At 62.5% G+C, this 21,715-nt stretch carries 21 protein-coding genes and 1 riboswitch; of the genes, 14 read left to right on the forward strand and 7 right to left on the reverse strand.

What is annotated here, in order from left to right; genetic code table 11:
* The first annotated feature begins 3 nt into the window (after positions 1-3).
* Positions 4-864, forward strand: coding sequence for a thermonuclease family protein (locus EOC94_RS10755; RefSeq protein WP_127290307.1), 861 nt, complete (start codon positions 4-6; stop codon positions 862-864).
* Here the strand turns inward: EOC94_RS10755 and EOC94_RS10760 are convergent.
* On the reverse strand, positions 827-2,476 hold the full coding sequence (locus EOC94_RS10760; RefSeq protein WP_127290309.1) for a lysine--tRNA ligase: 1,650 nt from the start codon (positions 2,474-2,476) through the stop codon (positions 827-829). The two genes, EOC94_RS10755 and EOC94_RS10760, sit on opposite strands and share 38 nt — an antisense overlap.
* 170 nt (positions 2,477-2,646) lie before the next feature.
* Here EOC94_RS10760 and EOC94_RS10765 point away from each other — a divergent pair, with 170 nt between their 5' ends.
* A complete protein-coding gene (locus EOC94_RS10765) occupies positions 2,647-3,057 on the forward strand; it encodes a tellurite resistance TerB family protein (protein WP_126103707.1) in 411 nt (136 codons plus the stop codon).
* A 65-nt stretch (positions 3,058-3,122) separates the two neighbouring features.
* Here EOC94_RS10765 and EOC94_RS10770 read toward each other — a convergent pair whose 3' ends face one another.
* Positions 3,123-3,941 carry a transporter substrate-binding domain-containing protein gene (locus EOC94_RS10770; RefSeq protein ID WP_127290447.1) on the reverse strand — a complete coding sequence of 273 codons (819 nt, stop codon included), beginning with the start codon at positions 3,939-3,941 and terminating at the stop codon, positions 3,123-3,125.
* Positions 3,942-4,228: 287 nt separating this feature from the next.
* Here EOC94_RS10770 and EOC94_RS10775 point away from each other — a divergent pair, with 287 nt between their 5' ends.
* From EOC94_RS10775 to EOC94_RS10785, 3 genes are all read left to right on the forward strand, one after another.
* On the forward strand, positions 4,229-4,960 hold the full coding sequence (locus EOC94_RS10775) for a LuxR family transcriptional regulator (RefSeq protein ID WP_095487979.1): 732 nt from the start codon (positions 4,229-4,231) through the stop codon (positions 4,958-4,960).
* A 97-nt stretch (positions 4,961-5,057) separates the two neighbouring features.
* On the forward strand, positions 5,058-5,696 hold the full coding sequence (locus EOC94_RS10780) for an acyl-homoserine-lactone synthase (protein ID WP_077377404.1): 639 nt from the start codon (positions 5,058-5,060) through the stop codon (positions 5,694-5,696).
* Between the two features lie 14 nt (positions 5,697-5,710).
* Entirely contained in the window at positions 5,711-6,457 is a 747-nt protein-coding gene (locus EOC94_RS10785; protein ID WP_126103706.1) for an enoyl-CoA hydratase-related protein, read from the forward strand.
* A gap of 68 nt (positions 6,458-6,525) precedes the next feature.
* Here EOC94_RS10785 and ppk2 read toward each other — a convergent pair whose 3' ends face one another.
* A complete protein-coding gene (gene ppk2, locus EOC94_RS10790; RefSeq protein ID WP_127290311.1) occupies positions 6,526-7,434 on the reverse strand; it encodes a polyphosphate kinase 2 in 909 nt (302 codons plus the stop codon).
* Between the two features lie 163 nt (positions 7,435-7,597).
* On the opposite strand from ppk2, the gene EOC94_RS10795 reads away from it, so the two are divergent.
* From EOC94_RS10795 to EOC94_RS10805, 3 genes are all read left to right on the forward strand, one after another.
* Positions 7,598-8,860, forward strand: coding sequence for an ATP-binding protein (locus tag EOC94_RS10795; RefSeq protein ID WP_127290313.1), 1,263 nt, complete (start codon positions 7,598-7,600; stop codon positions 8,858-8,860).
* A gap of 98 nt (positions 8,861-8,958) precedes the next feature.
* Positions 8,959-9,684 carry a phosphate signaling complex protein PhoU gene (phoU, locus tag EOC94_RS10800; protein ID WP_127290315.1) on the forward strand — a complete coding sequence of 242 codons (726 nt, stop codon included), beginning with the start codon at positions 8,959-8,961 and terminating at the stop codon, positions 9,682-9,684.
* A gap of 134 nt (positions 9,685-9,818) precedes the next feature.
* The gene (locus EOC94_RS10805) at positions 9,819-10,826 is read left to right on the forward strand and encodes a magnesium and cobalt transport protein CorA (RefSeq protein WP_127290317.1); all 1,008 of its coding nucleotides are present in this window, start codon (positions 9,819-9,821) and stop codon (positions 10,824-10,826) included.
* A 98-nt stretch (positions 10,827-10,924) separates the two neighbouring features.
* Here the strand turns inward: EOC94_RS10805 and EOC94_RS10810 are convergent, their stop codons facing one another.
* Positions 10,925-11,443, reverse strand: a complete 519-nt coding sequence (locus EOC94_RS10810; protein ID WP_095487991.1) for a GcrA family cell cycle regulator — start codon at positions 11,441-11,443, stop codon at positions 10,925-10,927.
* Positions 11,444-11,798: 355 nt separating this feature from the next.
* Between EOC94_RS10810 and EOC94_RS10815 the strand changes: the two genes are divergently transcribed.
* The 3 genes from EOC94_RS10815 to EOC94_RS10825 all read left to right on the forward strand — a co-directional run bounded on the left by EOC94_RS10815 (position 11,799) and on the right by EOC94_RS10825 (position 15,130).
* Positions 11,799-12,998 (forward strand): aspartate aminotransferase family protein, encoded by a 1,200-nt coding sequence (locus EOC94_RS10815; RefSeq protein ID WP_126103702.1) that lies wholly within the window; start codon positions 11,799-11,801, stop codon positions 12,996-12,998.
* 17 nt (positions 12,999-13,015) lie between these two features.
* Positions 13,016-13,927 carry an ornithine carbamoyltransferase gene (gene argF / locus EOC94_RS10820; protein ID WP_095487993.1) on the forward strand — a complete coding sequence of 304 codons (912 nt, stop codon included), beginning with the start codon at positions 13,016-13,018 and terminating at the stop codon, positions 13,925-13,927.
* Between the two features lie 168 nt (positions 13,928-14,095).
* Positions 14,096-15,130, forward strand: a complete 1,035-nt coding sequence (locus tag EOC94_RS10825; RefSeq protein WP_126103701.1) for an Hsp33 family molecular chaperone — start codon at positions 14,096-14,098, stop codon at positions 15,128-15,130.
* Between the two features lie 148 nt (positions 15,131-15,278).
* On the opposite strand, the gene apaG is transcribed toward EOC94_RS10825, so the two are convergent.
* Positions 15,279-15,671, reverse strand: a complete 393-nt coding sequence (gene apaG, locus EOC94_RS10830) for a Co2+/Mg2+ efflux protein ApaG (protein ID WP_095487997.1) — start codon at positions 15,669-15,671, stop codon at positions 15,279-15,281.
* A 225-nt stretch (positions 15,672-15,896) separates the two neighbouring features.
* Between apaG and EOC94_RS10835 the strand changes: the two genes are divergently transcribed.
* Entirely contained in the window at positions 15,897-17,051 is a 1,155-nt protein-coding gene (locus tag EOC94_RS10835) for a ceramide glucosyltransferase (protein ID WP_127290319.1), read from the forward strand.
* A gap of 48 nt (positions 17,052-17,099) precedes the next feature.
* Here the strand turns inward: EOC94_RS10835 and EOC94_RS10840 are convergent, their stop codons facing one another.
* Positions 17,100-18,290: an O-succinylhomoserine sulfhydrylase gene (locus EOC94_RS10840; protein WP_127290321.1), complete on the reverse strand. Its 1,191-nt coding sequence runs from the start codon at positions 18,288-18,290 to the stop codon at positions 17,100-17,102.
* A 57-nt stretch (positions 18,291-18,347) separates the two neighbouring features.
* Positions 18,348-18,425, reverse strand: a riboswitch (SAM riboswitch).
* A gap of 124 nt (positions 18,426-18,549) precedes the next feature.
* On the opposite strand from EOC94_RS10840, the gene EOC94_RS10845 reads away from it, so the two are divergent.
* Entirely contained in the window at positions 18,550-19,644 is a 1,095-nt protein-coding gene (locus EOC94_RS10845) for a 2'-deoxycytidine 5'-triphosphate deaminase (RefSeq protein WP_127290323.1), read from the forward strand.
* 97 nt (positions 19,645-19,741) lie between these two features.
* Positions 19,742-20,515, forward strand: a complete 774-nt coding sequence (locus tag EOC94_RS10850) for an ABC transporter substrate-binding protein (protein WP_095488005.1) — start codon at positions 19,742-19,744, stop codon at positions 20,513-20,515.
* Positions 20,516-20,685: 170 nt separating this feature from the next.
* Here EOC94_RS10850 and araD1 read toward each other — a convergent pair whose 3' ends face one another.
* Complete coding sequence (araD1, locus tag EOC94_RS10855; RefSeq protein WP_095488007.1) at positions 20,686-21,678, reverse strand: AraD1 family protein; 993 nt, start codon at positions 21,676-21,678, stop codon at positions 20,686-20,688.
* Between the last annotated feature and the right edge of the window lie 37 nt (positions 21,679-21,715).

The following is a 21,715-nucleotide window of genomic DNA, read 5'->3' on the forward strand; positions in this document are numbered from 1 at the left end:
CCGGTGCGTCCGCTTCATGCAGCCGCTGCGGTGTTGACGATTTTGGTGACAGGGGCCGCGATCGTCGCCGGCGGCCGCGCCGTGCTGCATGACGAAAGCGTCCGTGTCGCAGCTCGGGCGCAGGCCGGCATGGCGGCGCAATCCGAGGCGCCTGCTACATCAGCGATTCCCCGACCCAAGATGGTAAGGCCGGAGGTCCATTCCAGGGCCATCGATCCCGAGGTCATCGCGCCGCCGCAGCTTCAGTCCGAAGAGCTTGAACGGGTCGAGCCGCGCGCGCCGTTGAGCGAGCTGGCGCTGGCCGGACCGCCCAAGCCGCCCAAAACGAAAATGCCCGACGACTGGAACGGGACAAAGCTGTTCCAGCCGGTTGCATCGGCCGCAGGAGTGATCGAGGCCAAGGGCTACTCGGTCGCGATTTCCGGTATCGACATCGTCAGGCAGGACGAAACTTGCACCGACAGCGCCAAGTCCTGGACGTGCGGCGTCCGGGCGCGAACGGCGTTCCGTGCTTTCCTGCGCGGCCGGGCGGTGGTCTGCACGGTGCCGCCCGAGGGCGGCCGCGACCTGGTCGCCGCCGAATGCCGCGTTGGCAACCAGGATGTCGGCCAGTGGTTGATCGAAAACGGTTGGGCACGCGCCACCAAGAACGGCCCTTACGTCGAGGCCGGCGACAAGGCGCGTACGGCGAAGAAGGGCATTTTCGGGCCGGCGCCCAGTCTCTCCGGCCTGCCTCCGGCACCAGCCCCCGTCGCTGCCGCATCGCAACCGACGCAGCCGATTCTCGATCCGTCGGCGACGGCTACGCCGCCATCCGAGACGACGGCTACGCCACCAACTGACCAGCCAACGCCTTCTGAATGAGCGCGCGGGTCTCTGCGATGCCATAGAGCGCGGCGAACGAACCGAAGCGCGGGCCGCGCTCCTGTCCGATCAGCACCTGGTAGATCATCTGGAAGAAGGCGACGGAGACGCCCGGCCCGCCTTCCGGACTCTGCTTCGAATGGTCCTGATAGCGCTCGACCTTGCGCGCGACGTTGAGGGCGGCATTCTGGATCACTTCACCATCGGCGTCTGGCGGCAACGCGGCGAGCGCTTCGGAGAGTTTCGTCAGCGCCTCGCGCTCGACCCCGTCGGCGGCCCGGTACACCTTGGCCGGCTTCACGAAATCGTCGAAATAGCGGATCGCATATTCAGCCAGCCGGTCGAGCTCGGGATGGGTCGTCGGCGTCACACCCGATGTGTGGCGCGAAATGAACCCCCACAGCACGTCCCTGTTCTGGGCGTTCGAGGCGCTGACCAGATTCAGCAGCAACGCGAACGACACCGGCAGGTCGACGACAGGCGGGTTACCGTCATGCATATGCCAGACGGGATTTCCCAGCCGCTCCTTCCACTCCTGCCGGCGATAGGCGGACAGAAAGGCGTAATATTCGTCCACCGCCTTCGGAATGACGTCGAAATAGAGCTTCTTGGCCTGCCGCGGCCGCTGGTACATGTACAGCCCGAGGCTTTCGGTCGGTGCATAGGTCAGCCATTCGTCTATGGTCAGTCCGTTGCCCTTCGACTTTGAAATCTTCTGGCCGTTCTCGTCCAGGAACAGTTCATAGACGAAATGCTCCGGCGCCCGCCCACCTAGGATGTTGCAGATACGGTCGTAGATCACCGCATTCGTCTGGTGGTCCTTGCCGAACATTTCGAAATCGACGCCGAGCGCCGCCCAACGCATGCCGAAATCGGGCTTCCATTGCAGCTTCACCTTGCCGCCAGTTATGGGAAGTGTTGTCTCGGTGCCGTCATCGTCGAAGGTGATGGTGCCGGCCTTGGCGTCGACATGCTTCATGGGAACGTAAAGCACGCGGCCGCTCTTGGGGGAAATCGGCAAGAACGGACTGTAGGTCGCCTGGCGCTCTTCGCCGAGCGTCGGCAGCATCACGTCCATAATTTTGTCAAAACGTTCGGCAGCGCGCAGCAGAACTTCGTCGAAACGGCCAGCCTTGTAGTATTCCGTCGCGCTGGCGAACTCGTAGTCGAAGCCGAACGTGTCCAGGAAGCGGCAAAGCATTGCGTTGTTGTGGTCTGCGAAGCTCGCATAGTCGCCGCCGAAAGGATTGGGGACGGACGACAGCGGCTTGTGCAGGTGCGGCTCGAGTGCGGCGCGATCCGGGACGTTGTCCGGAATCTTGCGCATACCGTCCATGTCGTCGGAAAAGCACAAGATCTTGGTCTTGACCGTGTCTCCGGTAAGCACACGGAAAGCGTGGCGCACCATCGAGGTGCGTGCGACCTCGCCGAAAGTGCCGATGTGGGGCAGCCCCGACGGACCGTAGCCGGTCTCAAACAGGACGGTGTCGGGAAAGTCAGTGCCTTTGTAGCGCTCGACGATCTTCCTGGCTTCCTCGAACGGCCAGGCCTTGCTTTCACCCGCCGCCGCAAGCACCTCGGGATTGAGATCGATGATGTTTGATCCCGCCATGTCACTGTTTTCCAAATCATTCGCCGGCATCGCCGCAGAAGGGGGCCGGAAGAGGTTTTTTCAACCGGTCTCTAGGCGTGCCTGCCGTGGGCGTCAACGATCGCGGCTCTTTTTCCTTGCGGCGTTGGTGCCTCGTTCCTAACTTCGGAGCCCGTTCGAGGAGTTTTCAAATGTCGTTGCCGCCGCATGAAGCCCTGATCTATCTGATGGTTATCACCTCCGCGTCCGATCGCGACATGACCGATGTCGAATTGGCGCGGATTGGCGACGTCGTCCGCTCGTGGCCGGTCTTCGAGGATTTCGACCACGACCGAGTGGTTGGCGTCGCCCAGGATTGCCAGAAGATGCTGCATGAAAAGGACGGGCTGGAAGGCGTCCTCGCGCGCGTCGCCGAGTCGCTGCCTGAGCGGCTCCACGATACCGCCTATGCCGCCGCTTTCGAGGTCGCGGCCGTCGATCTCGAAATGCGGATGGAAGAGGTGCGGGTGCTGCAGCTCATCCGCCGCCAGCTCGATCTCGATACGCTGACCGTCGCCGCGATCGCCCGTGCCGCCAAGGCCCGCCTTCGCACGCTGACCTGATCCAGGCACTGAAGGGCCAAAAGATGCTGATCGGACCGGATCAGAAAAAAACTGACCGGGCCGGATCAGAAAAAACTGACCGGGAAATAGCGCAGATAGAATTCGGCGAAGATGCCCTTCACCGAAATCTCCTGCAGCGCGTAGTCGAACGCTGCGGCGAGCGCCGGATCGTTGGCCCTGGTGGCGATGGCCATGCCCGAGCCCAGATATTCGGGTGCCAGATAGGGGCCGCCGGCAAAGCGGCAGCAGGCTGCTGCATCCGAACCGCCCAGCCAGAAGGCGAAGCGCATGCCGTCGCCGAAGGCGGCGTCGACCTTGCCGGCCTTGAGGCCATCATAGAGTTCTTCCGGCCGGTCGAAGGGAACGACCTGAACGGTGCCGAAATAATCGCGCAACATCCGCTCATGCGCGGAACCGGCGACCACGCCGACGCGCTTGTCGCGCAGTCTGTCGAAGATCGGTTCCGTCAGCGCCTTTGTCTTCTGCATGATGAAGCGCGCCGGAAACTGCAGGTAGGAACGTGAGAAGGCATATTTCGACCGCGACTCCGGCGTGGCGGCGATGCCGGCAATGATCGCTTCGCCTTCGCCCTTCTGCAGCGCCCCTTCGAGCTCGGCCCAGGGCAGCGCCTGGATTTGGCATTTTTCCGCGATGCCGAGTTCGGCGCAGATGGCGCGCGCCAGATCGACGTGGAAGCCGGACAACCGGCCTGCCCCGTCGAGGAAATTGAAGGGCGGGAAATCGGTGGTGGTCAGGAATCTCAGACGCGGCAGTGCGGAAAGGTCCGGCTTTGGCAGCCGCTCCTTGGCATCCCACAGCACCGGCACTTGCGGCTCCGCGGCACGCGCATTCGTGAGCAACTGTGCCCCCGTCATTACCAGCATCAGGACGATGGATATCCACCGAATTGCCACGATCGGAACTCCGCCCTGTTCTGTCCAGATTGGCTTTTCGTACGAAAATGGTGCAGGCACAACGGTTTTTGATTTCATCACGCCGATTTAGGGATATGGTTTAGCGAGTTTGCAAACGTGTGCGGCGTCGGCTGGAGGGGAGCAAGGCGCTGCAAGCAGAGGAGAGCAGGTTTGTAATCCGGGGTCGATGGCAAAGTGCAGATCAGGCACCGGACCGTTGATCTCAACGCGGAAGGCAACATGGGGTAGATGTTGCGATGGGCCACTTCGATCGCACACTGGAATTCATAGATCAGTTGCAGCACGCCGACACAGCGGCGGCGGTCTGCCAAAAACTGCTTGGCATAACCTCGGAGTTCGGCCTGACGGCACTTATGGCCGGGACGGTTCCGCAGCCAGGCACCCCGCGAGGCCAGCAAAAGGACCATGTGCTGCTCTGTGACTGGCCGGGAGAATGGCTGGAGCGCTATGTGGCGCGCAACTATGTTGACCATGACCCCGTCGTCAGTCACATGAAGCAACTGCAGGCGCCGTTTCAGTGGCGGGAAGCGTCTCAGGGCATTCGCATCGACAAGAGCAGTGGCGAGGTGATGGGCGACGCCAGCGAATTCAAACTGCGCGACGGCATGGCCTTCCCGCTGGTCACGCTCGACGGTCAGATCGTTATGGTGTCGCTCGGCGGCGAGGCCGTGGAACTGTCGGGAGCCGAGTTCGGGCAGGTATCGCTGGCAGCGACCTATGCGATCGGCCGCGCCATGCAACTCCACACGATGGCGGCCAAGACCATCGACCACGTCGAACTGACGCCGCGTGAGCGCGAATGCATGCAATGGGCCGCCGTCGGCAAGTCCGAATGGGAGATTTCACAGATTCTCGGCATTTCGGAACACACGTCAGAGAAACACCTTCTTAACGCCAAAAGCAAACTCGGTGCCGTCAACCGGGTGCAGGCGGTCGCGGAAGCGATAAGGCGCGGCTATATTAGCTAGCTCGGCCGTGCCGGCCTAGAAATTCTTGCCTACGTGATCGCGTAATTTTCTCGGGACAGCCCGGCCGTATCTTCCTATTGAACCTAGGAGACGGCAGATGCTTTTTTCCCTTACCACACAGGAACTTATGGAACGTCCCGACCTATGGGAGGCCGTTCATCGTTTGCGCTACAAGATTTTCGTCGAGGAAATGGGGTGGACCGATCTGCAGCGCCCCGATGGGCTTGAGATCGATCAGTTCGACCACGACGAGGCGGTGCATCAGCTCGTCATCCGCAACGGCGAGCTTGCCGGTTATCAGCGGATGTTGCCGACAACGCGGGCGCATCTTCTGACCGAGGTGCTGGCGGACCTCTATGAAGGGACGCCACCGTCCGGGCCGAACGTTTGGGAGCTGACCCGCTATGCGGTGGCGCCGGGCTTTCGTGACGGCAAGCGCGGCGTATCGACGGTCGGCACCGAGCTCATTGCCGGCTTCGTCGAGTGGGGGCTGAAGCGGAACGTCAATCAGGTGATCATCGAGTTCGAGCCGATGTGGGTCCTGCGGGCGCTGCAATTGCACTTCCTGGCGAAGCCGCTTGGCTACCAGCGCACCTATGGCAACCAGCAGGTCGTCGCCACGCTGCTCACCTTCAACGAGCATACGCTTGAGGTGGTGCGTTCGCGTCGTAGCCATTTCGCGCCGGTGCTGGCCAGGGGGTATCCCGACAGGCTCGGAATGAGGCAGGCCTCGTGAGATTGGAGACAACCATGAACGTCCACACGCAAACGGAGTTCCGCAACCATACGCTGATCGTCACGGTGTCGTCGGATGACGGCCGGCCGGTGCTGGATAGGCGAGCCTATGAAAGCCTGGCCAAGACCTTCCATGAAGCCGCCGTCGACGATGATGTGCGCGTCGTGGTGCTGCGCGGCCTCGCCGGCTGCTTCTGCCTCGGCGGCGACTTTTCCGAGTTCCTCGACGCCACCAAGCATCAACGATTGATCGCCGCCGTCACCGACATGTTCCGCACGCTGGCGACGTTTCCAAAACCGGTCCTTGCCTGTGTCGATGGCGGCGCCGTCGGCGTCGGCTGCACCATCCTGTTCCATTGCGACATGGTGATCGCATCTGATGAAAGCACGTTCCGGGTGCCGTTCGTCGATTTCGGCCTCGTGCCGGACGCGGCGACCAGCATCCTGGCGCCGCAGAAACTCGGTTATGCCGGCGCTTTCCGCTTCTTCTGCCTGGGCGACACGCTCAGTGCCGAGGACGCCAGGATGCTTGGCCTGGTCACGGAGATCGTGGCGGGCGATGTCGAGGAAGCCGCACTTGGCAGAGCCAGGCAACTCGCCAAAAAGCCGGTCGCCGCGCTGCTGCAGACGCGCGACCTGCTCAAGGGCGACACAGGCGCGCTCTGCGATCGCATCGACCAGGAGATTTCGCTGTTTCAGCAGGCTTTGCAGGACGATGCCACGCTGAAGCGACTGCAGCGGATTGCCCGGCTGGCGGCATGAGAAGTCACTCGGGAGAATGACAAGAATGTCCGGAATCGTGCCGCGCGTCTTTGGCGCGCGGCAGTGCTTCAGGCCCGTGTTCCCAGGAACGAAGGCCCTTCCCCAATGATTTTCTTGTCTTCCTTGCCGATGGTGTCGAGGTCGCGGCCCTCATAGGGAAGCGACAACAGGATACGCCGGATGACGGCAAGTCGCGCGCGCCGCTTGTCGTTTGCCCGCACGATGATCCAGGGCGCGAATTCCTCGTGCGTGCGTTCGAACATGAGATCGCGCGCCTTGGTGTAGTCGTCCCATTTGGTGATGCCGGCAATGTCGATCGGCGAGAATTTCCAGCTCTTCAAAGGACTCCAGCGGCGATCGTGAAACCGCTCAAGCTGTGTCTCCCGACCGATGTTCAGCCAGAATTTGAAAAAATGGATGCCCTCGTTGCAGATCATCCGTTCAAAATACGGCGTCTCGTCCAGGAATTTCTCATGCTGCTCCGGCGTGCAGAAGCCCATGACAGGCTCGACGCCGGCGCGATTGTACCAGGAGCGGTCGAAAGTGACGAACTCGCCGGACGTCGGGAAGTGCGCGACATAGCGCTGGAAATACCACTGTCCGAGCTCGGTCGGGGTCGGCTTGGTCAGCGCGACATTGCGTGCGGTTCGAGGATTCAGGTACTGGCGCAGCGCAAAGATCGTGCCGCCCTTGCCGGCGGCATCGCGTCCTTCGAACAGCGACATCACCCGCTTGCCGGTCGATTGCAGCCATGCCTGCGCCTTGACCAGCTCGATCTGCAGCCGCTCGAGCGTCTCGTCGTACTCGTCGCTTTTCATTTTCTTGTCGTAGGGGTAGCCGCCGGCGGTCAGCTTATTGTCCTCGACCCAATTGGGAAGCTTGGGATCCTCGATGTCAAACTCGAGCTCCTTGCCGTCGATCCGTATCTTCAGCGGGCCTGCAACGGGCGCGGTGGCATCTTCCTTGGAGTTTTTCATCGAGACGAACCTTTCCAGCTTCCGGACTCATGCTATTGGGAGCCTAACTGCATCGGCCCGAAAATCGGAATCGATTTTCGGAAAGAACGAGGCAGCAGATTAAAAGTGGCAGAGCGTCCTTTGTGCATCCAATTGGACGCACGGCGCGCGTGAATGGCTGACAATGGCTGACATCGGCACAGAACAACGAAGCAAGGCGCAAGCCGTCGCCAGTCGGTTGTGGAACAGCCGCTGGCTGCTGGCGGCCGGCATCGTCGCGGTCCTGACGGTCTATGTTTTCGCGGCCGGCTATGTGGTGCTGCTGGCATGTGCGGTGCTGCTGCTTGCCGCCGCGATGCTGCCGGCCGGCGTTGCGCGCCAGTCCGCCGGGGATGCCGCGGCGATCGAGGCGAGCGGGCTGCAACACCTGTCGGGGGAATATCTGGCGGCGGCCGTTGCCGATCCGCTGATCATCTTCGATCGCACCGCCACGATCGTCCATGCCAACGCCGCCGCCTTCGCCGCCTTCGGCGGCATCGCACCGGGCATGTCGCTGTCGCTGAAATTCCGTGCGCCCGAGATGCAGGCCTTGCTGGACAGTATTTTGTCTGGGGCCGCCGCTTCGGATGTCGTCGACTATACCGAAAAGCTGCCGGTCGAACGGGCTTATCGGGTGAGTGCGTCTTCAGTCGGCCACGGCACCGACCTCTATGTGCTGGTTTTCAAGGACCAGAGCGAGGCGCGCCGGATCGACCGGATGCGCGCCGACTTCATCGCCAATGCCAGCCACGAACTGCGCACCCCGCTCGCCTCGATCTCCGGCTTCATCGAGACGCTGCGTGGCCCGGCCCGCAACGACCCGGCGGCGCGCGAGCAGTTCCTGCAGATCATGCAGAACCAGACCGGCCGCATGGCGCGCCTGATCGATGACCTGTTGTCGCTGTCGCGGCTGGAGATGAAACCCTATCTAAAGCCGGGAACCGAGGTCGATCTCCGCCAGACGCTCGACAGCGTCATCGATTCGCTCGGGCCGCTTGCCAGGGAAAACGGCGTTGCCATTGAGCGGGATTTCGCGAAAGGACCGCTCGATGTGCCTGGGGATCGCGACGAACTTTTCCAGGTCTTCGAAAATCTGCTGGAAAACGCCTGCAAATACGGACAATCGGGTGGACGTGTCGTGGTGACGATTGCTCACAGCGATGACGGTCCCGAACCGGGCATCGACGTCACCATCCGGGACTTCGGTCCCGGCATTCCCGAGGAACACATCCCGCGCATCACCGAGCGCTTCTACCGCGTCGATGTCGAAAACAGCCGGACCCAGAAAGGCACCGGCCTTGGCCTCTCGATCGTCAAACATATCCTGACGCGCCACAACGCCAGGCTCTCGATCAAGTCCCAGGTCGGCAAGGGCGCAGCCTTCTCGGTTCATTTGCCGGCGCATTAGCGCCGCACTACGTATTAACGGGCTTTTTCTTTTTTCTGTCATCCGGCTAGCGTATCAGCGGGGATTCGAGGAAACGACTCACTCTGGAAGGCATTTCCATGCAGTCCGTGCACATCGTAAGCGCCTATGACGAGGAGCTGAAATATCTGTCAAAGCGCATCGCCGCGATGGGCGGGCATGCCGAACGTATGGTCGAACAGGCGATTGCGGCGCTCGTCAACGCCGACCCCGGCCTTGCCCAGAAGGTCATCCGTGATGATCTCGTTCTGGACGAAGGGCAGCGCGAGATCGACGACAAGGCGATCGTCATCATTGCCAAGCGCCAGCCGATGGCGACGGATTTGCGCGAGATCGTCGGCGCGATCCGCATCTCGGCGGATCTCGAACGGGTAGGCGACCTCGGCAAGAATGTCGCCAAGCGCGTGGTTGCCGTCACAGAAGGACGCCAGCCGACCAGCCTGTTCCGCGGCATCGAGGCCTTGGCCGACCTAGCGTTGACGCAGCTCAAGGAAGTGCTCGACGTCTACGCGTCGCGCTCGGTGGAAAAGATCGTCTTCGTGCGTGATCGCGACGATCAGATCGACGCCGTGTACACCTCGCTGTTTCGCGAATTGCTGACCTACATGATGGAAGATCCGCGCAACATCACGCCTTGCACGCACCTGCTGTTTTGCGCCAAGAACATCGAGCGGATCGGCGACCACGCCACCAATATCGCCGAGACGATCTACTACATCGTCACCGGCGATCAGATGCCGGCCGAGCGGCCGAAGGGCGACAATACAGACAAGATTGTTCTCCCGGGAGCGCTACCCGCGAAATGAACGGCCAAAGCGAGAAGATCCCGTCTGAACTCATCTCGCTCGGCCTCTCGAACGCTTTATGAAACTGCGCTAAACTATCCGGACGTTAAGCTTCTCAGTTCCCTAGTGAAGGCCATCCTTTCAGGAGGCTGCGAATGGAATATGTTCGGGAGTTCATGCCTGCGCCGCCGACGTCCAGCATTATCGCTTCCGGCGTCTACACGGCCGGCCGGCGTATCGCCGACATTCCGATCGAGGAAGCTGGCGAATGGGCAAAGAAGCCAAGCCATGTCGTCTGGATCGGCCTGCTGGAGCCCGACCGCAACCTGTTGCTTCGCGTCCAGGCGCAATTCCATCTGCATGATCTGGCGATCGAGGACGCGGAGCATCCGCATCAGCGGCCCAAGATCGAGCAATATGGCGACGCCTTGTTCATCGTTGCCCGCACGGCTCAATTGATCGACGGTCGCGTCACCTTCGGCGAAACCCATCTGTTCGTCGGTGCCGGCTACATCGTCAGCGTCAGGCACGGTCCATCAACCTCTTATGCCGCCGTTCGTCAGCACTGGGAAAGCTGCCCGCATTCGCTGGCCAAGGGCGAGGATTTCGTCCTCTATGCCATTCTCGATTTCATCGTCGATAACTACATGCCGGTGCTCGAGCAGATCGAGGATGAGGTCGAGGCGATCGAGGACAAGGTTCTGCTGAAACCTATGGCCGGCTCCGACATAGAACGGCTTTACATGCTGCGCCGCGACCTGTTGCGCCTGCGCAATGCGGCACTGCCGCTGGTGGAAGTCTGCCGCCGGCTGACCAGCGCCGACCTGCCGCAGATCCATGCGGCCATGCACCCGCTGTTCCGCGACGTCACGGACCACATCCGCACCGTCCAGGAGAAGATCGACAGCTTGCGGGAGGTTCTCGCCTTTGCCTTCGAGGCGAGCCTTCTGGTTGGTCAGAGCCAGGAAACGGCGATCACCAAGAAGCTTGCCTCATGGGCTGCCATCCTGGCGGTGCCGACGGCGCTCGCCGGCATCTACGGCATGAATTTCAACGACATGCCGGAACTGAGGATGGAATATGGCTATCCGATCGTGCTGGGAGCGATTGTTTTGGTCTGCTCGGTTCTCTACTGGCGCTTCCGCAAGAGCGGCTGGCTGTGAAAGAGAGCGAATAGGAAATAGCGAGTAGCGAATAGGTGAAAATGAAGCTGCTTCCTCGCGGAGGCTCAATCCGTTTCTATTCGCTATTCGCTATTCGCTCAGCGACTGCGGCGCCGCTCCGAGGCCGGCTGGAACGCTATGCGGGAGTGATACTTGCAATAGGGTCCGGTTTCGGCCGCGTCGTTGCCGCAGAAATGGAATTCTTCCGAAAGCGGATCGCCATTCGGCCATTTGCATGTCCGCTCGGTCAACTCGACGAGTTGCAGATGCCGCGAGATCGGCACAACGACGTTCTCGACCGGACGGACGTAATGACGCGTCATCGGTACGGCGTCGAATTGCGCCTGCAGCGCGGTCGCGCCGATCGACGTGGTGATATGCCGCGCTGTGCTTGCCGCCCGCGACACCGATTTCTGGACGGTTGATCCCTGCACGCTCTTCTTCTGGCGTGCCGGCGTGGCGGTCGAGCGTCCGCGGCCCGACAGTTTCAGCCGATGCACCTTGCCGATGACAGCATTGCGGCTGACACCCCCGAGCTGTGCGGCGATCTGGCTGGCGCTCAGTCCCTCCGACCACAATTTTCTAAGAAGTTCGACCCGCTCGTCAGTCCAATTCATGAGACCGCGCTCCTGCTGAAATGTGCGGCGATCGGAATCCTTCCACGATCCGGCTTTCGCCGGGCAGACACCACATATATCGGGTGATTAGGTCCGCCGCACGAAATCTAGTTATTTCTCGACTACAATTACCTTATGCGCTGACTCGGTGACAAGAGTCCGAGGGCCAACACGAATCGGTTTTTTCGGTTTTCCCCAACTTGCCCGGTCGCTTATGAGCCGGCGCCTCGCTGGAGGGCTTGCCGCGCGTCATTGCGCGACGTTTTCGTTGACTTCATGGCCGAAAAACACGATAAGCCGCAAAGGCCGCCGCTTTGGCGGCTTTTTTGATTTTCCGGTACCGGAGACGCATATAATGAGCGGTTCGGCGCTTTTCGAGACCTTTACCCGCGCACCCCTGGCCTTCGACCATGGGGAAGGCACTTGGCTGGTCACCGACAAGGGCGAGCGATATCTCGATTTTGGCGGCGGCGTCGCCGTGAATTCGCTTGGGCACAGCCATCCGCATCTGGTCTCGGCACTCACCGAGCAGGCGGCTAAGGTCTGGCATGTCTCCAACCTCTACGAGATTCCGGGGCAGAGCCGTCTGGGCGAGCGGTTGGCCGACGCCACCTTCGCCGACAAGGTGTTCTTCACCAATTCCGGCGCCGAGGCGCTGGAATGCGCCATCAAGACGGCTCGGCGCTACCACTTCGTCAAGGGCCATCCCGAGCGCTTTCGCATCATCACCTTCGAAGGCGCCTTTCATGGCCGCACGCTGGCGACCATCGCCGCCGGCGGCCAGTATAAATACTTGGAAGGTTTCGGACCCAAGGTCGAAGGCTTCGACCAGGTCGGCTTCGACGACATCGACGCCGCCGAAAAGGCGATCACATCAGAGACCGCCGCGATCCTGATCGAGCCGGTGCAGGGCGAGGGTGGCATCCGCCCGGTGCCGACGCAGTCGCTGAAACGGCTGAGGCAGCTCTGCGAGCAGCATGGCCTGCTCCTGATCTTCGACGAGGTCCAGTGCGGCATCGGCCGCACCGGTAAGCTGTTCGCGCATGAATGGGCTGGCGTCACGCCCGACATCATGGCGGTCGCCAAGGGCATCGGCGGCGGCTTCCCGATGGGCGCCTGCCTCGCCACCGACGAGGCGGCCGTCGGCATGACGGCCGGCGTGCACGGCACCACTTTCGGCGGCAACCCGCTGGCGATGGCGGTCGGCAACGCCGTGCTCGACGTGGTGCTGGAAGACGGCTTCCTGGAGGATGTCCAGCGCAAGGCGTTGCTGCTGAAGCAGGGGCTGGCGAGTGTCGCCGACGAATTTCCTGATATCATCGAAGACATCAGAGGCACCGGCCTGATGCTCGGCTTGAAATGCGCCGCACCCAACACCAAGGTGAACATGGCGTTGCGCGACCAGCATCTGCTGGCGGTTCCGGCCGGCGACAACGTCCTTCGCCTGCTGCCGCCGCTCACCGTCACCGATGCCGAGATCCACGAGGCGCTCGACCGCATCCGCGCCGGCGCCCGGGGCCTGGCCGACGCCATCGCCGCGGCTGCCGCGAAGTAACAGTCGAAAGACCCCAAATGAGCCTTCGCCATTTCACCGATCTTTCCGCCGTTTCTGAGGGCGATCTGCGCTTCATGCTGGACGATGCCGTCGTGCGAAAGGCAAGGCTCAAGGCCGGCGAGCGGACGAAACCGCTCGAAGGCAAGGTGCTGGCGATGATCTTCGACAAGCCGTCGACGCGCACGCGCGTCTCCTTCGACGTCGGCATGCGCCAGCTCGGCGGCGAGACCATCATGCTGACCGGCACCGAGATGCAGCTCGGCCGCTCCGAAACCATCGCCGACACGGCCAAGGTGCTGTCGCGCTATGTCGATGCGATCATGATCCGCACCACATCGCATGACCGGCTGCTGGAGCTGACCGAGAACGCCACCGTTCCCGTCATCAACGGGCTGACCGACGATACCCATCCCTGCCAGCTGATGGCCGACATCATGACCTTCGAGGAACATCGCGGTCCGGTCGCCGGCAAGACCATCGCGTGGACCGGAGACGGCAACAACGTGCTGCATTCGCTTCTGGAAGCCTCGGCGCGGTTCCGCTTCAACCTCAACGTTGCCGTGCCGGAAGGCAGCGAGCCGGCGCAGAAGCATGTCGACTGGTCGACGGCGCATGGCGGCAAGTTGAATTTCACCCGCTCGCCCGAGGAGGCGGTCCACGAGGCCGACTGCGTCGTCACCGACTGCTGGGTGTCGATGGGCCAGGAGCACCGTGCCCGCGGCCACAATGTCTTCTCACCCTATCAGGTCAACGCGGCGCTGATGGCGAAGGCAAAGCCCGACGCATTGTTCATGCACTGCCTGCCGGCGCATCGCGGCGAGGAGGTCACCGACGAGGTCATCGACGGGCCGCATTCGGTGGTGTTCGACGAGGCCGAGAACCGGCTCCACGCCCAGAAGGCGGTTCTGGCCTGGTGCCTCGGCGCTTGATCCGGGCCACCTTGATCCGGGCCACCTTGATCCGGCCCACCTTGATCCGGCCCACCTTGATCCGGCCCACCTTGATCCGGCCCACCTTGATCCGGCAATGTGTGGTGCCTATCTCAGGCGCATCACGCAAATCGAGCGCGTTTCGACGCATGCGCCCCGGAGGGCGGCATGGCCGCGCCCCGGAGCTTTGTTATGTTGGAAACTCATCAATTGGCTGAACATCAACCCAAACTCGGCGAGTTCGGCTATGCCGGCGACGATCATGTCGTGCCCTTCGAGGTCGGCCCGCTCGACGTGCGTGGCCGCACCGTCCAGCTCGGGCCGATGCTCGACGCGATCCTCAGCCGTCATGACTATCCCGAGCCGGTCGCCCGCCTGCTGGCGGAAGCCTGCGTGCTGACGGTGCTGCTCGGCACCTCGCTCAAATTCGAGGGCAAGTTCATCCTGCAGACCCGCACCGACGGGCCGGTCGACATGCTGGTTGCGGATTTTTCCACGCCGCAGGCTCTGCGCGCCTATGCGCGCTTTGATGCCGACCGGCTGGAAGCGCTGACGTCTGCCGGCGAGACCTCGCAGCAGACGCTGCTCGGCAGCGGTGTCCTGGCCCTGACCATCGACCAGGGCGCCCACACGCAACGCTATCAGGGCATCGTCCAGCTCGACGGCGAGACGCTGGAGGAGGCCGCGCGCACCTATTTCCGTCAGTCGGAGCAGATCCCGACCGATCTCAGGCTCTCGGTGGCCAAGCTGTTGACGCCCGGCGTTGGCGGTGCCCGCGAGCAATGGCGTGCCGGTGGCATTCTGGCGCAATTCCTGCCGCAATCGCCCGAACGCATGCGCGTGCCCGACCTTCCGGGCGGCGACGGCGATCCGCGTGAGGAGATCCACGATCCGGCCGACAATTCCTGGCAGGAACTGCTGGCGTTGCTTGGAACGATCGAGCCGACGGAGTTGATCGATCCGACGATCGGCGCCGAGCGCTTGCTTTACCGGCTGTTCCACGAGCACGGCGTCCATGTCTTCGGCGGCGTGCCGGTCGCCGACCAGTGCTCATGTTCCAAGGAGAAGATCCGCGGCATCCTCGAAGGCTTCTCCGCCGACGAGATCAGGGACAGCACCGAGGATGGCGGCATTCACGTCGCCTGCGAATTCTGCTCGAAGCAATATGACTTCGATCCGGCGGAGTTCGGCTCGGCACAGTAAAGTGGATAGCGTTGGCGCTGCCCCTCACCCTCTCCCCATAAGGACGGGGAGAGGGGGCGCTGGAGCTTGTCCCTTCTCCCCGTCCTTTACGGGGAGAGGGTGCCGGCAGGCGGATGAGGGGCGGCGCGAACGGCCGATGCTTTCTCTCTCAGTTCACCGTCCGCCGTGTGCCCGGCAAGTCGAGCGAAAAGGCGGGGATGGCGATATCAAACGTCTCGCCCCGCTTGTTGCGCATCGTGTAGTGGCCGACCATGATGCCGGACGGCGTCGAGAGCGGGCAGCCGGATGTATATTGATAACTGTCGCCGGGGTTGAGTTCGGGCTGGTCGCCGACAACACCGGCGCCGCGCACTTCCTCGACCCGGCCGGTGCCGTCGGTGATGTGCCAGTAGCGTGACAGAAGCTGCACGAATTCATCCGACTGATTGTCGATGGTAACCTGGTAGCCCCAGACATAGCGGTTCTCCGACGGATCGGAGCGATCCTCCAGATAGAACGGCCTGACCTGTACTTCGATGTTGCGCGTAACGGCGCTGTACATAGACTACTCCACAATATGTAGACGGAACTTTCGACGCTCTCCGTGGTTTGGTCAACCGGGTGCTTTCTGGCGTTGTCCGACTCCTTTGAGCGCAGCTGCCGAAGAACAATGTCATTTAAGTGACACATGACAATGATGGTGTGCAGGGCCGGGCGACTCAGCATTCTGTCGAACTGTTGAAAACGGCTTCCATGCGGCCGGTTTTTCTGGAGTGACCAGATATCGATGGAACTGACAGTCACAGCCGCCTTGCTTTCCACAGCTCTGCTCCTTGTCAATCTCGCCAGCATCCTGCTCGCTTCGTTGAAGCTGAAGCGGCCTGGCAGGATCGCGCCGCCAGCCGGCAAGGCGCCTGCGGTGTCGATCGTCGTGCCGTCGCGCGGCGTCGAGCCGTTTGCCGAGGAAACGCTCGAGCGCGTCTTCTCGCTCGACTGGCCGCGCTATGAGCTCATCTTCTGCGTCGCCCATGCCGACGACCCGGTGGTCAGGCCGATCACCGATGCGATCGCCCGCTTTCCGGCCGTGCCGGCCCGGCTGCTCGTCGGCGACGACCGCATCAGCGGCAATCCGAAACTCAACAATTGTGTGAAGGGCTGGGAGGCCGCGCGCCACCGCTGGGTCATCCTTGCCGATTCCAACGTCCTGATGCCAAGGGACTATGTCCAGCATCTGATGGCGACGTGGCGGCCCGACACCGGCCTTGTCTGCTCGACGCCGATCGGCTCGCGGCCGGACGGGTTCTGGGCGGAGGTCGAATGCGCATTCCTCAACACGCTACAGGCGCGCTGGCAATATGCCGGCGAGGCGATCGGCCTCGGTTTTGCCCAGGGCAAGAGCATGTTGTGGGACAAGCCCATGCTCGACGCCAATGGCGGCATCCGTGCGCTTGCCGCCGAGATCGCCGAGGACGCCGCCGCGACCAAGCTGGTCAACGGGCTCGGACTGCGCGTCAATCTCGTCGCCTCGCCCTTTGAGCAGCCGCTCGGTTTGCGAACTCTCGGCGAAATCTGGTCGCGCCAGGCCCGCTGGGCACGCCTGCGCCGCGTCACCTTCCCCCTGTTCTTCGCGCCCGAGATACTGATCGGCGCGGCGATGCCGCTGGCGCTTGCGCTGATTGCGGCGGCCAGCGCCGGCTTCAGCCTGTCGGCAACCGCCATCGCCGTGCTGGTAGTCGCGTATTTGCCGGAATGCGCTCTCGCCTCGGCTAAGGACTGGCACCTGTCGCTGCGCATGATCCCGGCGATGGTTGCGCGGGACGTGATGCTTCCCGCCATTTGGGCGCGAGGCTGGCTCAGCGGTGCCGTCGACTGGCGCGGCAACACGATGACCATCCACACCAGCGCCGCTGCGGAATTGGAAGAGACCCCGTCGGGCGCCTGACAGCGCCTGCTTTTGACGATGCGAGCAAAGCCGCTCCAGTGCGTATCCCTATCTGGCGGCTTTCAATGCCTGCTCGATGTCTTCGAGCAGGTCGTCGGCGTCCTCCAGGCCGACAGACAGCCTGAGCGTGCCTGGCCCGATGCCGAGTTCGGCGCGCGCCTCGTCGCTCAGATTCTTGTGCGTCGTCGTCGCCGGGTGAGTGATCAGGCTCTTGGCGTCGCCGAGATTGTTGGAGATCAGCACGATATCGAGCGCGTTCTGGAAGGCGAAGGCCGCCTGCTTGCCGCCCTTGACGTCGAGGCAGATCAGCGTCGAGCCGCCCGACATCTGCTTTTTGACGATCGCCGCCTGCGGGTGGTCGGTGCGGCCCGGATAGATGACACGGGCAATCTCTGATCGCTCGGCAAGGAAATCTGCGATCCGGCCGGCACTTTCCGTCTGCTGGCGCACGCGCAACGGCAGCGTTTCCAGGCCCTTCAGCAGCGTCCAGGCGTTGAAGGGCGACAGGCTCGGACCGGTGTGGCGGAAATAGTCGTGCAGGTTCTCATCGATCCACTTCTTGTCCGACAGGATGACGCCGCCGAGGCAGCGGCCCTGGCCGTCGATGTGCTTGGTCGCCGAATAGACGACGATATGGGCGCCGAGCTGCAAGGGCTTCTGCTGCAACGGCGTGGCAAAGACATTGTCGACGATCAGCCGCGCGCCGATCGAATTGGCAAGCGAGGCAACGGCTGCGATGTCGACGACTTCCAGCGTCGGATTGGTTGGGCTTTCAAGAAAGAACAGCTTGGTGTTCGGCCTGACCGCCTTTTCCCAATTGGCGATTTCGGTGCCGTCGACCAGCGTCGCCTCGATGCCGTATTTCGGCGCCAGCGTCTCGACCACCCAGCGGCAGGAGCCAAACAGCGCGCGCGCCGCCACGATATGATCGCCGGCCTTGGCGCTGCACAAAAGTGCTGCGGTGACCGCCGCCATGCCGGATGCTGTGGCGCGTGCATCTTCGGCACCTTCCAGTGCGCACATGCGCTTCTCGAACATGTCGACCGTCGGGTTGGCATAGCGCGAATAGATGAAGCCCGGTTCCTCGCCCTTGAAGCGCGCTTCCGCCGCCTGCGCGGTGTCGTAGACATAGCCCTGGGTGAGGTACATCGCCTCGGAGGTCTCGCCGAAGCCGGAACGCAAGGTCCCGCTATGCACGAGTGCTGTCTGAGGTTTCCAGTTGCGCTTCTTGCTTGTCATCACTTTTGTTCCAGACACAAAAAAACCGGTCGCGAAAGTCGCAACCGGTCCATACGGCCTTGCGGCCCGACGGTCCTTTAGCGACTTGTTTAACGTGGCTGCAAGCCGACCGGCCAAATCACCACGGGATAACGACCCTTTAGACCCGCGCCGCGCTTGCGTCAATTGCCGGCATGATTAAGAGGTTTGTACCAGCAGGTTCCGCGGCAAGAACCTGCGGCAAACGATACGTTGCCCGGCCTTCGAGCGGAGCCAGACTTTGCGGCAGACAGGCATTCTTCCCGATCAGGATATTTCCGCGCTGTTCCAGTCGGGCGCGCTGACGTCGCTACGCGCGCTCGATGCCGACCAGATACAGCCGGCCAGTCTCGACCTCAGGCTTGGCGACAAGGCCTGGCGGGTGCGCGCCTCCTTCCTGCCCGGCCCGAACCATAGGGTCGACGAAAAACTCGACCGCCTGAAGCTGCACGAAATCAATCTCGCCGACGGCGCGGTGCTGGAGACGGGCTGCGTCTATATCGTGCCGCTGCTGGAGAGCCTGGCGCTTCCGGCAAACATTTCGGCCTCGGCCAACCCGAAGAGCTCGACCGGACGGCTCGACATCTTCACCCGCGTGATGACCGATCGCGGCCACGAGTTCGACAAGATCGCTGCCGGTTACAACGGCCCGCTCTATCTGGAAGTCAGCCCGCGCACCTTTCCGATCGTCGTCCGCACCGGCTCGCGGCTGTCGCAGATCAGGTTCCGCACCGGCAATGCGCTTTTGTCTGAAAGCGAGCTCAACGACTTGCACCGCGCCGAGACGCTCGTCGCCACCGAGCCACCGAACATTTCCGGCGGCGGCATCGCGCTGTCGATCGATCTCGATGGCGATAAGGATGGCCTGGTCGGTTACCGCGGCAAGCACCACACCGGCCTGGTCGATGTCGACAAGCGCGCCGCACAGGATGTTGTCGACTTCTGGGAGCCGCTCTACAAGAGCGGTGCCGGCGAATTGGTGCTCGATCCGGACGAATTCTATATCCTCGTCAGCCAGGAGGCGGTGCATGTGCCGCCGCTCTACGCCGCCGAGATGACGCCCTTCGATCCGCTGGTCGGCGAATTCCGTGTCCACTATGCCGGTTTCTTCGATCCGGGCTTTGGCCATTCGGCGGCCGGCGGCACCGGCAGCAGGGCGGTGCTCGAAGTGCGCAGCCACGAAGTGCCGTTCATCCTCGACCACGGTCAGATCGTCGGACGGCTGGTCTACGAGCACATGCTGAAGCGGCCGCAGTCGCTCTACGGCACAGATCTCGGCTCGAACTATCAGGCACAGGGCCTGAAACTGTCCAAGCATTTCCGCGCCGCGCGCTGATCGCCTATCACGATCAGACCGCGCTTGCCTGAACCCTGCGCGTCGTGCTTGGCTGTGCCCAGCCGTCAGGGTGGCTCTGAACCAAGGGAACAAAAAAATGCAGATTTCAAGATGGATCGCATCGGCAGCAACAGCCGCCATGCTGGTGATATCAGCCGGGTCCTTTTCGGCGCAAGCACAGGAAAAATTGAAGATCGCCACCGAAGGCGCCTATCCGCCGTTCAACACCATCACCGCGGATGGCAAGCTCGTCGGCTTCGATATCGACATCGCCGAGGCGCTTTGCGCTCAGATGAAGGTCGAATGCGAACTTGTCACGCAGGACTGGGACGGCATGATTCCGGCGCTCCAGGCCAGAAAGTTCGACGCCATCGTCGCGTCCATGAGCATCACCGAAGAGCGCAAGAAGCAGGTCTCCTTCACCAACAAATACTATACGACGCCGCTTTCGCTGGTGGCCTTGAAAGACAGCGATATTGCCTCGACCGAACCCGCCGCACTCGCCGGCAAGACGGTCGGCGCCCAGGCTTCGACCACCCAGGCCGACTATGCCCAGGATGTCTATGGCAAGGCCGGTGCCGAGGCGAAGCTCTATCCGACCCAGGAGGAGGCGGTTACCGACCTGATGAACGGCCGCCTCGATGCCGTCCTTTCAGACAAGTTCGTGCTGATGGACTGGATGAAGAAGTCGAGCGACGGCTGCTGCAAGATGGTCGGCGACGTCAAGGGCACTGAGACGGAAGCGGGCATCGCCGTGCGCCAGGAAGACAATGCGTTGCGCGAAAAGCTCAACGCCGCGATCGATGCAATCGTCGCCGACGGCACCTACAAGAAGATCCAGGCCAAATATTTCGACTTCGATATTTACTGAGGTAGGAACTGCCAATCTCCCCCCTTGAGGGGGAGATGGCCGGCAGGCCAGAGGGGGTCGGTCCGGCCGGGCTCGGCTCTTTATCGCAGACGCAGGGGGCTGGCGCTCTACGCGAGACGACCCCCTCTGTCGCCTTCGGCGACATCTCCCCCTCAAGGGGGGAGATCCCGCTACAGCGCCTTCACCGACACCTTCACCGGCTGCTCGATTTCAAGCGGGTTGCGCAGCGGCAGGCCAAAATCCTTGGCCTCGATCTCGAACACGTCGCCGGCCTCGGTCCTGACGCCGTCGGCGAAGGACAGCGTCGCGGTGCCGAACATGTGCACATGAACGTCGCCCGGCTGGCGGAAAGCCGAATATTTGAAGTGGTGATGTTCGAGGTTGGCGATGGTGTGCGACATGTTCGCCTCGCCTGACAGGAACGGCTTTTCCCACAGCAGCTTGCCGTCGCGGACAATGCGTGAGGAACCCCTGATGTCGGACGGCAGGTCGCCGATCAGGATCTCCGGCCCGAACGAGGCGTTGCGCAGCTTGGAATGCGCGAGGAAAAGATAGTTCACACGCTCGGTGACGTGGTCGGAAAACTCGTTTGACAGCGTGAAGCCGACGCGGAACGGGGCACCGTCGTCGCCGATGACATAAATGCCGGCGATTTCCGGCTCCTCGCCGGCATCCTGGGCGAAGGCGGGCGACAGAAGTGCCGCACCGGGCGCCACCGCCATGGTGCCGTTGCCCTTGTAGAACCATTCCGGCTGCACGCCCGTCTGGCCGTTGGTCGGCTTGCCGCCCTCCAACCCCATGCGGAACATCTTCATGGAATCGGTGAGCTGCTCTTCGCCGCCGGTGCTGAGCTTCTTGTGCATGGCATCGCGGGTCGCGGCGGAGCCGAGATGCGTCAGCCCGGTGCCGGTGAGATGAAGATGCGCCGGATCCGGATGGTTGATCGGCGACAACAGCCGTCCCTTCTTGTAGGCGGCATCGAGGTCGACCGCTTCACCGAACCCCTTGCGCTCGATGAGGGCGGCGAGCCCGGTGCCGGTGCGCGCGGCCTCCATCGCCAGCGAATAGACGCTGCGGGCGCCGTTGATGATCCTGGTCTTGCCGCCGTTGCGGGCAACAACGCGGATGGTCTCCGCGTCGTCGAGGATCTGGGAAATCAGCATGATGTGCCCTCTCTATTGTCTTGGCCCGGCCGCCCAT

Origin of the sequence: Mesorhizobium sp. M6A.T.Ce.TU.016.01.1.1, from assembly GCF_003997065.1 — a bacterium.
Lineage (GTDB): Bacteria > Pseudomonadota > Alphaproteobacteria > Rhizobiales > Rhizobiaceae > Mesorhizobium > Mesorhizobium mediterraneum.